Here is a 13,058-nt window from a genome sequence, read left to right on the forward strand (position 1 = left end):
GTTTTTAAACCGCTAAATGAGTGGAGGCGATACCAGACAGAGCGGTATCGCCTTCTGAGGGCTAGCGGTAAAACTCCGCTACCTGATCAAAGATTTTCATCTCTTCGCCGTGGCGGGTCACCTGTAATACGTCTTCGAGTTTTTCTACCTGGCTTATCATCTGCGGTAAGCGGTGGTCATCTTTCACCAATAGCCAGATACGGCTTTGTTCATTGCCGGGTAGCGGCATACACATGATGCCTTCCACGTTGAACGCGCGGCGGGCGAACAGCCCGCATACATGGGACATCACGCCTGGGTGGTTGCGTACTGAGAGTTCCAGTGTGACCTGTGCAGTCGTCGATGAAGTCTGCATAATTTAATCTCCAATCATCTCAATATTGGCGGCACCCGGCGGTACCATCGGGAACACTTTTTCGTTGATATCAATCGCGGCGTGAATCAATGTCGGGCCGGGGCGTTGCAGTGCGTCGCGCAAGGCGGCTTGCGGGTCTTTCGCAGCGTTCAGATCGCAGGTGGCGAAACCGAATCCTGCGGCGATCGCCAGAAAGTTGGTTTGGTAACGGTAGTCTGATGCGACGAAGTTCTGCTTATAGAACAGCTCCTGTTGTTGGTGCACCAACCCCAGTGACTGGTTGTTCATCAGGACGATTTTGACGTTCAGGTTCTCTTCCGCCGCAGTAGCCATTTCCTGAATGTTCATCATCAGGCTGCCGTCACCGGAAAAGCACACCACTGTGCGTTGCGGTTCTGCCAGCGCCGCGCCGATAGCCGCCGGTACGCCAAAGCCCATGGTGCCGAAACCGCCGGAGGTGAGCCATTGACGTGAACGTCGCAGTGGATACGCCTGCGCGACCCACATCTGATGCTGGCCTACGTCCGTGGTGATGATGGCCTGGTCGTCCAGTTGCGCCGCCACCGCGCGGATCAACCCATAATGGCTGAGCGGGTCGTCGGCATTTGGCATATTGAACGGAAAATCACGTTGCAGGGCACGCACCTGTTCGAGCCACTCGGTGCGGGGCTTGTGTTCGACCAATGGCAGTAACTGCTCCAGTGCTTGCGCGACATCGGCGTGAAGCGCAACGTGCGGCTGGCGGATCTTACCGAGTTCAGCGGGATCGATATCGATGTGGATAACACGGGCATCCGGGCAGAATTCTTCCGCTTTACCGATAGCGCGATCGTCAAACCGGGCACCCAGTACGATCAGCAGGTCAGACTGTTGCAGGATCATGTTGGTATAGCGGGCGGCATGCATACCCAGCATCCCGAGCGACAGCGGGTGATCCACTGGCATCGCGCCCAGCGCCATCAGCGTCATGGTGGTGGGTAACCCAGCGCGCTCAGCCAGTTCGATGGCGTGTTGATGCGCATCTGCACTAATGATCCCTCCACCCAGATACAGGATCGGTCGTTTGGCCTGATTGATCATCGCGGCGGCCGCGTTCAGGGCATGGGTATCGACAGCCGGAGCCGGGGACAGCGTGGCCGGTGCAGGCAGTTCCGTCAGTTCGATGGTCGCGGTTTGCACGTCTTTAGGGATGTCCACCCAGACCGGGCCGGGACGGCCGGATTGTGCCAGCCGAAAGGCGTCGTTAATCACCTGCGGCAGTTCGCTGATATCGCGCACCAGATAGTTGTGCTTGGTCACCGGGATCGAGATGCCATAGGTGTCGACTTCCTGAAACGCGTCGGTGCCGATCATGCCGGAAGGCACCTGACCGGTGATGCACACCAGTGGAATAGAATCGAGCTTGGCATCGGCGATGGCAGTCAGCAGGTTGGTGGCTCCGGGTCCGCTGGAAGCCATACACACCGCCGCTTTACCACTGGCGCGAGCCATCCCCTGAGCGATGAATCCGGCACCCTGTTCATGGCGGGCGAGTACATGGCGAATAGTGCGGCTTTTTCCCAACGCATCGTACAACGGCAGCGCCGCGCCGCCCGGAATACCGCTTACTGTGGTGATGCCTTGCTGCTCCAGCAGACGGATAATCAGCTCAGCTCCTGTATAACGCATAGTCATATCCTTTATCAGAGCCGGTCAGGAGGAGCGGGGAGGGTGGACATAAAGAAACCCCGCTCGGCTTGCGCCGGCGGGGTTTGGGAATCTAGGTTTGATTCGGAACCCGTTACGGCGCGCTGCCGACCACGACCACCACGCGCACGACGACGACCGCGTCAAGCAGCGCGGCGTTGTTTAGTAGTGCGAAAGTAGAGGTGGTGTGTTTCACGGGTAACCTTAATGTTCGTTTTGGTTAATTTGCGCTCCCATATAACCATGAGCGCGGAAAAATAGACAAGGCTTCAACACAGCAAAACCACAAAAATGTGCTTAATGTCACATTTTAAATGGGGTGTTTGTCATCCCAGCCCCAGTATTTTCGCGGCCTGTGCATGCTGCGCCAGTTCGCGGGTCGGGCCATCGTGATAGATTCGGCCGTCTACCACCAGCACGCTGCGTGGCGCAATGCGTATGGCGTCTTCCAACTGGTGTGACACCATTAAGAGTGTCAGGTGCCGTTCGCGGCAAATCTCATCCACCAGTGACAGCATTTCCTGACGTAGCGCCGGATCGAGTGCGGAAAACGGCTCATCCAGCAGCAGGATTGGTTGCTGGCGAATCAGGCAGCGCGCCAGTGCCGCCCGCTGGCGTTGCCCGCCAGACACCTGCGACGGCAGGCGTTCCAGCAGTGGTGAAAGCCCCATGCGGCCCGCGATATCACGTAGTGTTTGCTGCTGATCGGCACTTAATTTCAGACCGGGATGCAGACCAAGGGCGATATTCTGCGCCAGCGTCAGATGGGGGAACAGGTTGTTTTCCTGAAACAGGATCGACACCGGGCGTTTCGCCGGTGGCGTGGCATCATGATCCTGCCCGTTAAGCTGTAACTGGCCGCTATCGGCTGACAGAAAACCCGCTATCAGGCTCAGCAGGGTACTTTTCCCCGCGCCACTCGGGCCCAGAATGGCAAGGCGCTCGCCGGGTTGCACCTGTAAATCGAAGCGCATCGGCAGGTGTTGGTAGAGGTAGGTCAACTTATGGAGCGCTATCATGTAAGCCTGCCAGTTTCTCAATCAGGGTAAACAGCGTAAAGCACAATACCAACAGTAGCAGCGCCGTTACCGCGCCATCGGCACTGCGATACGCGCCGATTTGTTGATAAAGGTAAAACGGCAGGGTGCGAAACTGCTCGTTGCCAAATAGCGCGATGATGCCGAAATCACCCACCGATAATACACAAGCAAAGGCCAGCGCCTGTGCAATAGGCGCGCGTAGCGCCTTCAGTTCCACCACCCTGAGTCGATTCCAGCCACGAATATCCAGTGACTGACACAACAAGCTGTAACGTGCGGCGGCGTCCGTCATCGGGTTTTCCAGCACCTTCATCGCATAGGGAATAGCCAGCAGCGCATTGGTCAGCACCACCAGTCCGTAAGGGGAGGAGGGTAGCCCGATAGTCCGATTGAATAGCAGGAAAAACCCTGACGCCAGCACAATGCCCGGCATCGCCAGAATCAGCATACCACTCAGGTCCAGCCACTGGGCGGCTAACCGTTGCTGACGCAGTTTCAGCTCACGGCTGCTCCACAATAACATCAGGGTTAACGCGACGCTGAGCACACCGGCCGCCAGCGCGATACGCAACGAGGTCCAGAGCGTTTGCCACAATGCCGGCTGGCGCAATACGTCTGGCAACGAGCGATTTAGCCCATCGGCGAAGACGGCCAGGAGCGGTGGCAACAACAATAACAGCGCTGCTGTAATCAGTAGCGTATCGGTGACCCGGCTAAACAGGCTGTCCTGTGGGTCGCGCCAGCGCTGGCGGTTGCTGACACCGACCGCCAGTAACCGGCTCAGCCGTTGGCTGAGTAACACCAGCCCCAGACAACAGACCATCTGCAACAGCGCCAGCAGCGCGGCCCGCGCAGGGTCATAATCAAAGTTCAGCGCCTGATAGATAGCCAGTTCGATGGTCGTCGCCTGCGGGCCACCCCCCAGCGCCAGCACGGTAGCAAAGCTGGCAAAGCACAGCATGAAGATCAGTGCTCCGGCGGGTAAGAGCTGGCGGCGTAGCCACGGCCACTCCACCAGACGGAAGAAGTACCAGCCGCGCAGGCCGAGTTGGGCCGCCAACTGGCGTTGTTCGGTCGCAATGCCTTCCAGCGCCTGCAAGAACAGTCGCGTTGCCAGCGGCAGATTAAAAAAGACATGAGCCAGCAGGATGCCCTGCAAGCCGTAAGGCGAAAACCGGTATTCGATGCCCACCTGCATCAGCAAACGTGCCAGCCAGCCTTCCCGGCCATAGACGCTGAGTATACCGAACACGGCCACCAGCACCGGCAGTACCAGCGTCATCGCGCACAACCGCAGCAGCAGGCGATGGCCGGGAAAACGGCGACGATACAACGCCCGCGCCAGAAATAGCGCGGGCAAGGTGGAAAGCAGTGCCGATAACAACGCCTGCCAAAAGCTGAAGCGAATGACATGCCACAGATAGCTGTCATTCCACAGCGACAGCCAGGGGGTAGGGGGGGCGTCCAGCCACAGTGCGCCGAACGCCAGTGCCGCAGTTGCGATCAACAGAACCGCGGCCAGCAGCCCTGGCCACAGCCAGCCTGGGATCAGCGGCTGACGGCGCGCTGCCATGCCTGAACCCAATTCGCCCGCTGTTCTGCGACTTGCTGTGCGGAAAACTCCAGCGTGCTGGCTGGCAGCGTCAGGGTGTTGTAGCCCGCAGGCAGCTCGGTTTTGATCACCGGGTACATCCAGTTGGTGGTCGGAATGAGCTGTTGAACGGTGGGGCTTATCATAAATTGCAGGAAGCGTGCCGCCAGCTGCGGGTTTTTACTGCCAGCCAGTGAGGCGGCGACTTCGACCTGCATATAGTGGCCTTCGCTGAAGTTGGCGGCGGCATAGCTGTCTTTTTTCTCGGCGATGAGATGGTAGGCCGGTGAGGTGGTGTAGCTCAGTACCAAATCGGCTTCACCTTTCAGGAACAGGCCGTAGGCTTCACTCCAGCCTTTGGTGACGGTGACGGTTTTCGCCGCCAGTTTCTGCCAGGCTTGTGGTGCTTTATCGCCATACACTTTTTGCATCCACAACAGTAACCCTAGCCCCGGTGTGCTGGTGCGCGGATCTTCGTAGATCACTTTCCACGGCTGGTCGCTTTCCACCAGTTCATGCAAGCTTTTTGGCGGGTTTTTCAGTTTGTCTTTGTTATAGACGAAGGCGAAATAACCGTAGTCGAACGGCAGGAAGGTCTCGTTGTGCCAGCCACCGGGCACTGTCAGCGTGCTGGTGTTCACGCCATGCGGGGCGAACAGGCCGGTCTGTGCTGCGGCCTGTACCAGATTGTTATCCAGCCCCAGCACCACATCCGCCGACGTATTTTTACCTTCCATTCGCAGGCGGTTGAGCAGGGCGACGCCATCTTCCAGCGCCACGAATTTCAGCTCACAGTCGCACTCTTTTTCAAACGCGGTTTTGACCGCCGGGCCGGGGCCCCACTCCGAGGCGAACGAGTCGTAGGTGTAGACCGTCAGAATGGGTTTGGCAAACACAGGGGCGGACAGCAATAACAGGCAGGACAATAATTTCTTTAACACTTTGCGCTCCAAATTGTTGAAGGCGGCAAAGGTCTTTGAGCAAGCAGAATGCAGTCTCAAATCCCTTCGCCGGTATTAACCGGATCAGGTTCGACGGGTATTTTCTCAGCGGCGCAAACGTACATGGTTGTTCGTGCATGACTCTTCGTACATGACGACGGGTACATGAATGTTGGGGCCGCACCCCGTTGAGAACGGCACCATTGTAAAGTGTTTGTCACATCAGGAAAAGCGCCATGACGGGGAGCGGAGGGTCAGGTGGTGGGGGCGGGCGGCGCGAACCAGGCTGACTTGAAATCGAACCAACCCAGTGTGTTCATGTGCAGCCCTCGCATGTTGGCCTGCCCTTGCAAGCGCAACCAGTGATGGAATAGCGGGTGAAGTTGCTGGTTACTGACCAGCGACTGGCTCCACTCCGCCAGCGACAGGTCACCCTGACGCCACCGACGTGCGGTGTTATCCAGCTCATCCTCCCCTAAACAGTGTCGCAGCAACGGCAGCTCATACAGCATCGCGAACAGAGAAAACTCCAGCGGCAGATAAACATTGGCGCTACCGAGCCAGATATCGCCGACATCGGTGCCCTGGCACCAGGCGTCGAATTCCAGGCTGCGTAGTGTCAGTGTGACGCCGTGTGATGCCAGCAAGCGGCTCATGATGTCGCTTATCACCGCGTACTCAGGGTGGTCACGGTAGTAAGTGAGCGTGAGGTGGGTCAGCCCGGCCGGTTTTTCGCGTACCGCGCGCGGTGGACTGTGATGCCAACGCGGGAGCAAGCCATAGGCAGGAGACCAGTCACTCTGGTATGGGCTGTCAGCCAGGGCAAGCATGGCTACCGGGCTTAATACCTGACACAGCCAGTGGCGGATCTCCGGGTCTGTCATTGGCGCAGAACGGCGGTCAAACAGCAGGAAATAACAGCCTTCTTCGAGCCGATTCTCCAATTCATTGTCGATGGTGTCATCGCCTTGTAGCGTGACGGTACAGGCAGGGATCGTCGGGGCGTCCGGCAGTACCCAGATACTGACCTCATCAATCAGCGCCCGGTAGCCGAAGTAATCGTCAAACGCGGCAATTTTTAACTGATTTGGGGAATTGCGCACCACCTTATAGGGCCCGGTGCCCACGGGTTGACGCATAAAGTCCGGCAGCGTTGGCCATTCTTGCGGCAGGATCATCGCCGGTACGCTGCCGAGCAACCACGGTAGCCAGTCGTCCGGCATGCTGAGCCGGATATCCAGCACGAACGGCGTCGGTGACGAGATGTCTGTTAAATGGGAAAACAGCGGCAGCGACGTTAACCGGGATAACGAAGCGATCACGTCTTCCATCGTCAGCTCCCGGCCGTGGTGGAAACGAATTGCCGGGCGCAAGTAGAAACGCCAGTGCAAGGGGGACAACGCCTGCCAGTGGTGCGCGATATCTGGCAACAGTTCCCCATTTTCCTCATTTAGGCTGGTCAGCCCGCTGAAAATCTGGCGGGCGATGTGGGTTTCCGAGCGGCGTAACGCACTGCCGGGCAGCAGATTATGCATCGGTCGATAGTAGAGGATTCTCAGCAGGTGGCGGCCCTGGCGCACGCTGCGGCCAAGGTGTGACATCAGCATCTGGCGTACGGTTTCCTTGTCACCCACCAGTTGTACCAACTGGTCGATGCGGTCCTGCTCCAGCAAGTCTTCGGCCCGCTGCTGTTGCAGGGTTAATCCCGTGTAGAGAAAGCTGAGACGCGAGCGTTTACCACGCCCGGCTTCTGCCTGCCAGGTGAGCCAGCCTTGTTGTTGCATGGCGTTGAGTAGCGAGCGGACATGGCGACGGGAGCAACTGAGCAACCCGGCCAGTTCCTGCAGCGTAGTGTCAGTATCCTGACCTTGCAGGCATTGCCATAACCGAACGAATTGTTGTTGCAGGCGTGGGGAGGACATAAAAGGGGAACTCCACGACTCAAGGTCATCAATATATTTTTCCCTATATTACGCGGATACTGAATAGCAGTGAATGGTTCTGTACGCGAACCGTCGTGAAGGGGAGGCTATATGTGCCGGTTATTCCGCTTTTATCGTCGCTGGCTTTGCCGAGGCTGTCGTCGGGGATGGGGTGTACTCACCGCTCCACAGCGAATGGCATTGCTGTTACAGGTTACGCAGTGGCAGATCCAGGATATGGACGAGGAAGACTATCGCCGCTGGCTGTAATGCTGGTGGTCATCGAATGAGAGTGAGAACGGCGGCGGGAAACCGCCTCAGTGTTCTGAGTAATGGTGCTGTTCACCAGCCAGCGGAGTGTTCCGCTGGCTTTTTTATGGCAGGTTTTATGGTGGCGCGTTATTCCACCGGTTTCAGCCGGGCGACAAAGTGGCGCAATACCGGCGGCTCATAGGTGAACGTCAGACCTTTGATGCTGCTGGCCCTTTCTTTCAGTGCAATCAGCGAGTCGGCGATATAGTCCATGTGATCGTTGGTATATACCCGACGCGGAATGGTCAGACGCAGCAGTTCCAGCGGCGACGGTTTCTGTTCGCCGGTGTCCGGGTCACGCCCCAGCAGCAATGAACCGATTTCCACACTGCGGATACCCGCTTCCAGATACAGCTCGTTATTCAGCGCTTGTGCCGGGAACTGCTCCGCCGGGATATGCGGCAGCAGCTTTTTCGCATCGACAAACACCGCATGCCCACCTACCGGGTATTGAATCGGAATCCCACCGGCACGCAGGCGCTCGCCGAGGTAGGTCACCTGGCCGATACGATAGGTCAGGTAGTCTTCGTTCATACCTTCTTCCAGACCAATAGCCAGCGCTTCCATGTCGCGCCCGGCCAGCCCACCGTAGGTCACAAACCCTTCCATTGGTACACAGCGGATGCGTACCTCGTTGAACAGATCTTCGTCGCTGCGAAAACAGCACAGTCCGCCGATGTTCACCATCGGATCCTTCTTCGCTGACATGGTAAGCATGTCGCCGTACTGGTACATCTCATGGACGATCGCTTTGATCGAGCGGTTCTCATAACCGGCTTCTCGTTGTTTGATAAACCAGGCGTTTTCGCAAAACCGGGCAGAGTCGATCACCACCGGAATGCCGTGCTGCTGCGCGATGCGATACACCTCACGCATGTTGCCCATTGAAATCGGCTGGCCGCCGGAGCTGTTGCAGGTGACTGTAGTGATGATCGCCACCACGTTGTCAGCACCATGTTGCTCGATGGTGGTCTGTAACAGGTCAAGGTCGAAGTCGCCTTTCCAGTCGTAATAGGTGGTGGTGTCGAAGGCTTTGGGGGTCACCACATTGATGGCGCGTGCACCGTTCAGCTCTACATGGGCCGCGGTGGTGTCAAAATGGAAGTTGGAAATGAACACCGGTTTTTTGCCGCCACCAGCGCGTTGCTTCTTGGCAATCAGACACGGGAACAGAATCTGTTCCGCGCCACGGCCCTGATGGGTTGGAATCGTGAACGGATAACCCAGCAGCGCTTTCACCTGATCGCACAGATGGTAGTAGTTGCGCGACCCGGCATAGGCTTCGTCGCCCATCATCAGCCCGGCCCACTGGCGGTCGCTCATGGCGCCGGTACCGGAGTCGGTCAGCAGGTCGATGTAGACATCCTCACTGCGTAACAAAAACGGGTTGTAGCCTGCTTCCTGCAAGGCGCGTTCCCGTTCGTCGCGGGTGGTCATACGGATGTTTTCTACCATTTTGATACGAAAAGGCTCAGGGATGCGTTTCATGCACTTTCTCCATAACGCCAGTCAGCAGGCCGGTTTGCCGCTGTATGACGTCAAAAAACAATAAATTGAAATAAAAGGAAAAAATCAGCGAGATGCTGAATCAGGCATGAAACGAGCGTGGGAAATCGTCGGTAAGGCGGTGGTCGATGTTGAACCAGGGGCGACAGTCGCCGGAGAGGCTCAGGCGATAACACCGGATGATGCGTGTCATGAGGTCTCCTTATCTCGTGAATAACGAACAATCAGAATAGGGCAAAAGTACCGGATAAAACCGTGATCACGCGGGCAATCCCGCACTGACAGTACTGGCCTTATATGAGAATTAAAATTGATTCAATAATGGTTCTCATTAGCATTTTTTAATGTTAAAACAGTCGACGTTTGGCATCGGAACCAGTTGCTGGGGCGTGTTGCCGTGGAGTCACTAACAAAGAGGTAAAGACAGGTTATGGCTGGGGTAAAGGAATATAAAGTGTTTGATGTGACGTTGGCCCATAAGACATTGCTTACCCCCTCGCTAATGCGCTGTGTCTTTCGTGGTGAGTCGGTGAAAAAGATGAAAATCTGCGCGCCGGATCAACGCATTAAAGTGCTGTTGCCTGCTGAAGACGGCACGCCGCCATGCCTGCCGGATGTGGGGGAGTGGTATAAGCTGGTACAGGCTATGCCGAAGCCACAGCGCCCCATCCCGCGCACTTATACGTTGCGCAGTCTGGATACCGAAGTCGGCGAAATGGTGGTGGAGTTTGTGGTGCATGGCACGGAAGGCCCAGCGTCAGCGTGGGTGCTGAGTGCGCAACCGGGTGCGACATTGCAGGTAGTGGCACCACGTGGTGACTTTGCTGGCGATAACGGCGGTTATGAGTGGGTACTGTCAGCCAACACCCGTCAGGTGTTGTTGATGGGTGATGAAACCGCGTTGCCAGCCATCAAAGGCATTCTGGAACAGTTGGCGCAGCAGGATAACCCACCGGAAGTGCAGGCATTTATCGAAGTACCGTTACAGGCCGATTGCACTGACGATTATCGCAATTTGCCGTTCGCCGAGGTGGTCTGGTTGCCGCGTGAAGGCACGGGCGCGACCTATGGTGAGCGCTTGCTGGAGGCGGCGCGCCATTGGTCATGCCCGGTAGCGCAGGTAGCAGCACAGCCAGTGATGGTGGCAGATATCGCAGAGGGCGAGAAGGTCTGGGAACCGGCCAGCACGCAGCAGGGGCAGTTCTTCGGGTGGGTGGCCACTGAATCCTCAGCGGTGAAGGCGCTGCGCCGGTATCTGCTGGCAGAAAAAGGCCTGGCGCAAGAATCTATCACCTTTATGGCCTACTGGAGCCGTGGTCCGCGTCCTTATTGAGGTTGTCGACAAACAACCGCGTTGTTTTTGTTGCTGACGAGTTTATGCAAGACCGGTGGGAGGTTTCGTGCGCGATAACGTCGATTCTCCCTTTGCAGCACCGCCGCACGCACGACAAGGAGAGGCTCAGACGCCGCCTCTCCTTGACCACTGGCTGAAGGCTAAACTGTGCCGCTTAGCGGTCCCTTCGGCGTTCGCCTTCGCTCTTCGGGCCGCCCGTGACGCGTTCCAGACGCGGCACGGGCTTTCGCGGCATCCATGCCGCTTACCCGGCGAAGTCGCCCACCTCAGCACAGTTTTTGACGCCAGAAACCCTTCATCTGCACTTAAGTGGTTTAAAAGCCTACAAGGCAAAACTAGCGCAGAAACGCCGGTTGTTGCTGCTCGTAGCGGGCGATGGATGCGTCGTGCTGCAGCGTCAGGCCGATGCTGTCCAGACCGTTTATCATGCAGTGACGGCGGAAGCTGTCTATTTCAAACGAATAGGTCTTCTCGCCTGCTTTAACCTGCTGCGCTTCCAGATCCACGGTGAAGGTAATGCCTTCATGGCTGGCTACCAGTTTGAACAGGTCGTCGATATCGGCATCGCTCAGTTTGACTGGCAGCAGCTGGTTGTTAAACGAGTTACCGTAGAAAATATCGGCGAAGCTCGGGGCGATAACGACCTTAAAGCCGTAGTCGGTCAATGCCCACGGTGCGTGTTCGCGGGAAGAGCCACAGCCGAAGTTTTCGCGTGCCAGCAGAATGCTCGCACCTTTATAGCGCGGCTGGTTCAGCACGAAATCCGGGTTAGGCTGCTGACCGGCATCGTCCAGAAAACGCCAGTCGTGAAACAGATGCTGACCGAAACCGGTACGGGTCACCTTTTGCAGAAACTGCTTCGGGATAATCGCGTCGGTATCGACATTGGCAGCATCCAGCGGCACCACCAAACCAGTGTGTTGGGTAAATTTAGCCATGGTTGCCTCTCTTAATTCAGTTCACGGATGTCTGCAAAACGACCGGTAATCGCTGCCGCCGCCGCCATGGCGGGGCTGACCAGATGGGTGCGGCCACCACGGCCCTGACGCCCTTCAAAGTTACGGTTACTGGTCGAGGCGCAACGCTCGCCCGGATTCAGACGGTCGTTATTCATTGCCAGACACATAGAGCAGCCGGGCAGACGCCATTCGAAACCGGCATCCAGGAAGATTTTGTCCAGACCTTCGGCTTCCGCCTGCGCTTTGACCGGGCCGGAACCGGGGACAACATAGGCTTGTACACCGTCGGCCACTTTGCGCCCTTTGGCGATAGCAGCGGCGGCACGCAAGTCTTCAATACGGGAGTTGGTGCAGGAACCGATAAACACTTTGTCGATTGCCACCTCCGTCAATTTCACGCCCGGCTGCAAGCCCATATACGCCAGCGCTTTTTCTGCCGAAGCGCGCTCTACCGGATCATGGAAGGATTCCGGCGTCGGGATGATTTGATCAACCGCGATCACCTGACCGGGGTTGGTGCCCCAGGTCACTTGCGGCGCGATGTCGGCGGCATTCAGTGTGACGATGGTGTCGTAGTGCGCATCAGCATCGGAACGCAGGGTGTTCCAGTACTCCACGGCGGCATCCCAATCGCTACCAGTCGGCGCGAACTGACGACCTTTCAGGTAAGCAAAGGTGGTGTCGTCCGGCGCGACCAGACCGGCTTTGGCCCCCATTTCGATTGCCATGTTGCACAAGGTCATGCGGCCTTCCATGCTCAGCGCTTCGATAGCGCTGCCAGTGAATTCCACAACATGGCCGGTACCGCCAGCACTGCCCGTTTTACCGATGATAGCCAGCACGATGTCTTTGGCGGTGATACCCGGGGCCGCGTCACCCACGACCTCGATCTTCATGGTTTTGGCGCGGCCTTGTTTCAGCGTCTGCGTCGCCAGTACATGTTCTACCTCAGAGGTACCGATACCGAATGCCAGTGCGCCGAACGCGCCGTGGGTGGCGGTGTGGGAGTCACCACAAACGATGGTCATCCCCGGCAGCGTCATACCTTGTTCTGGCCCGATAACGTGTACGATGCCCTGAAACGGGTGGTTCAGGTCATACAGTTGCACGCCAAACTCGGCGCAGTTTTTGATCAACTCCTGCATCTGGATGCGGGCCATTTCGCCGCTGGCGTTGATGTCACGTGTCTGAGTCGAGACGTTGTGGTCCATGGTGGCGAAGGTTTTGCCCGGCTGGCGGACTTTACGGCCCATGGCGCGCAAACCGTCGAAAGCCTGCGGTGAGGTCACTTCGTGTACCAGGTGTCTGTCGATATACAGCAGCGGGGTTTCATTCGGTACTTCGTGTACCACATGTGCATCGAACAATTTCTGATATAAGGTCTTAGCCATG

Annotated in this window: 13 protein-coding genes and 1 riboswitch; of the genes, 2 read left to right on the forward strand and 11 right to left on the reverse strand. The window is 57.3% G+C overall.

What is annotated here, in order from left to right; all coding sequences use genetic code 11:
* Positions 1 to 61 precede the first annotated feature (61 nt).
* The 7 genes from ilvN to sgrR all read right to left on the reverse strand — a co-directional run bounded on the left by ilvN (position 62) and on the right by sgrR (position 7,535).
* Positions 62 to 355 carry an acetolactate synthase small subunit gene (gene ilvN, locus LF929_RS02995; RefSeq protein WP_019843370.1) on the reverse strand — a complete coding sequence of 98 codons (294 nt, stop codon included), beginning with the start codon at positions 353 to 355 and terminating at the stop codon, positions 62 to 64.
* 3 nt (positions 356 to 358) lie between these two features.
* Positions 359 to 2,023, reverse strand: a complete 1,665-nt coding sequence (gene ilvB, locus LF929_RS03000; protein ID WP_226093041.1) for an acetolactate synthase large subunit — start codon at positions 2,021 to 2,023, stop codon at positions 359 to 361.
* 112 nt (positions 2,024 to 2,135) lie between these two features.
* Positions 2,136 to 2,237, reverse strand: a complete 102-nt coding sequence (locus LF929_RS03005) for an ilvB operon leader peptide IvbL (protein ID WP_100224696.1) — start codon at positions 2,235 to 2,237, stop codon at positions 2,136 to 2,138.
* Positions 2,238 to 2,367: 130 nt separating this feature from the next.
* Positions 2,368 to 3,060 (reverse strand): thiamine ABC transporter ATP-binding protein ThiQ, encoded by a 693-nt coding sequence (gene thiQ, locus LF929_RS03010; protein ID WP_226093042.1) that lies wholly within the window; start codon positions 3,058 to 3,060, stop codon positions 2,368 to 2,370.
* Entirely contained in the window at positions 3,044 to 4,654 is a 1,611-nt protein-coding gene (gene thiP, locus LF929_RS03015; RefSeq protein ID WP_226093043.1) for a thiamine/thiamine pyrophosphate ABC transporter permease ThiP, read from the reverse strand. Before thiP ends, thiQ begins: the two co-directional genes overlap by 17 nt.
* Positions 4,630 to 5,613, reverse strand: coding sequence for a thiamine ABC transporter substrate binding subunit (gene thiB, locus LF929_RS03020; protein WP_226093044.1), 984 nt, complete (start codon positions 5,611 to 5,613; stop codon positions 4,630 to 4,632). Before thiB ends, thiP begins: the two co-directional genes overlap by 25 nt.
* 43 nt (positions 5,614 to 5,656) lie before the next feature.
* Positions 5,657 to 5,811: riboswitch (TPP riboswitch) on the reverse strand.
* Positions 5,812 to 5,867: 56 nt separating this feature from the next.
* Positions 5,868 to 7,535, reverse strand: coding sequence for an HTH-type transcriptional regulator SgrR (sgrR, locus tag LF929_RS03025; protein WP_226093045.1), 1,668 nt, complete (start codon positions 7,533 to 7,535; stop codon positions 5,868 to 5,870).
* 111 nt (positions 7,536 to 7,646) lie between these two features.
* On the opposite strand from sgrR, the gene sgrT reads away from it, so the two are divergent.
* Complete coding sequence (gene sgrT / locus LF929_RS03030; protein ID WP_038905677.1) at positions 7,647 to 7,805, forward strand: glucose uptake inhibitor SgrT; 159 nt, start codon at positions 7,647 to 7,649, stop codon at positions 7,803 to 7,805.
* A gap of 129 nt (positions 7,806 to 7,934) precedes the next feature.
* Here sgrT and tnaA read toward each other — a convergent pair whose 3' ends face one another.
* Both tnaA and tnaC read right to left on the reverse strand, forming a co-directional pair.
* Positions 7,935 to 9,335: a tryptophanase gene (gene tnaA / locus LF929_RS03035; protein ID WP_012886183.1), complete on the reverse strand. Its 1,401-nt coding sequence runs from the start codon at positions 9,333 to 9,335 to the stop codon at positions 7,935 to 7,937.
* 100 nt (positions 9,336 to 9,435) lie between these two features.
* Positions 9,436 to 9,546, reverse strand: coding sequence for a tryptophanase leader peptide (gene tnaC, locus LF929_RS03040; protein WP_071603311.1), 111 nt, complete (start codon positions 9,544 to 9,546; stop codon positions 9,436 to 9,438).
* A 237-nt stretch (positions 9,547 to 9,783) separates the two neighbouring features.
* Between tnaC and LF929_RS03045 the strand changes: the two genes are divergently transcribed.
* Entirely contained in the window at positions 9,784 to 10,686 is a 903-nt protein-coding gene (locus LF929_RS03045) for a siderophore-interacting protein (RefSeq protein WP_226093046.1), read from the forward strand.
* A 356-nt stretch (positions 10,687 to 11,042) separates the two neighbouring features.
* Here the strand turns inward: LF929_RS03045 and leuD are convergent, their stop codons facing one another.
* Both leuD and leuC read right to left on the reverse strand, forming a co-directional pair.
* On the reverse strand, positions 11,043 to 11,645 hold the full coding sequence (gene leuD, locus LF929_RS03050; protein ID WP_012768354.1) for a 3-isopropylmalate dehydratase small subunit: 603 nt from the start codon (positions 11,643 to 11,645) through the stop codon (positions 11,043 to 11,045).
* An 11-nt stretch (positions 11,646 to 11,656) separates the two neighbouring features.
* Positions 11,657 to 13,057, reverse strand: a complete 1,401-nt coding sequence (leuC, locus tag LF929_RS03055; RefSeq protein ID WP_226093047.1) for a 3-isopropylmalate dehydratase large subunit — start codon at positions 13,055 to 13,057, stop codon at positions 11,657 to 11,659.
* Between the last annotated feature and the right edge of the window lies 1 nt (position 13,058).

Source organism: Dickeya oryzae, from assembly GCF_020406815.2.
Taxonomy (GTDB): Bacteria; Pseudomonadota; Gammaproteobacteria; order Enterobacterales; family Enterobacteriaceae; genus Dickeya; species Dickeya oryzae.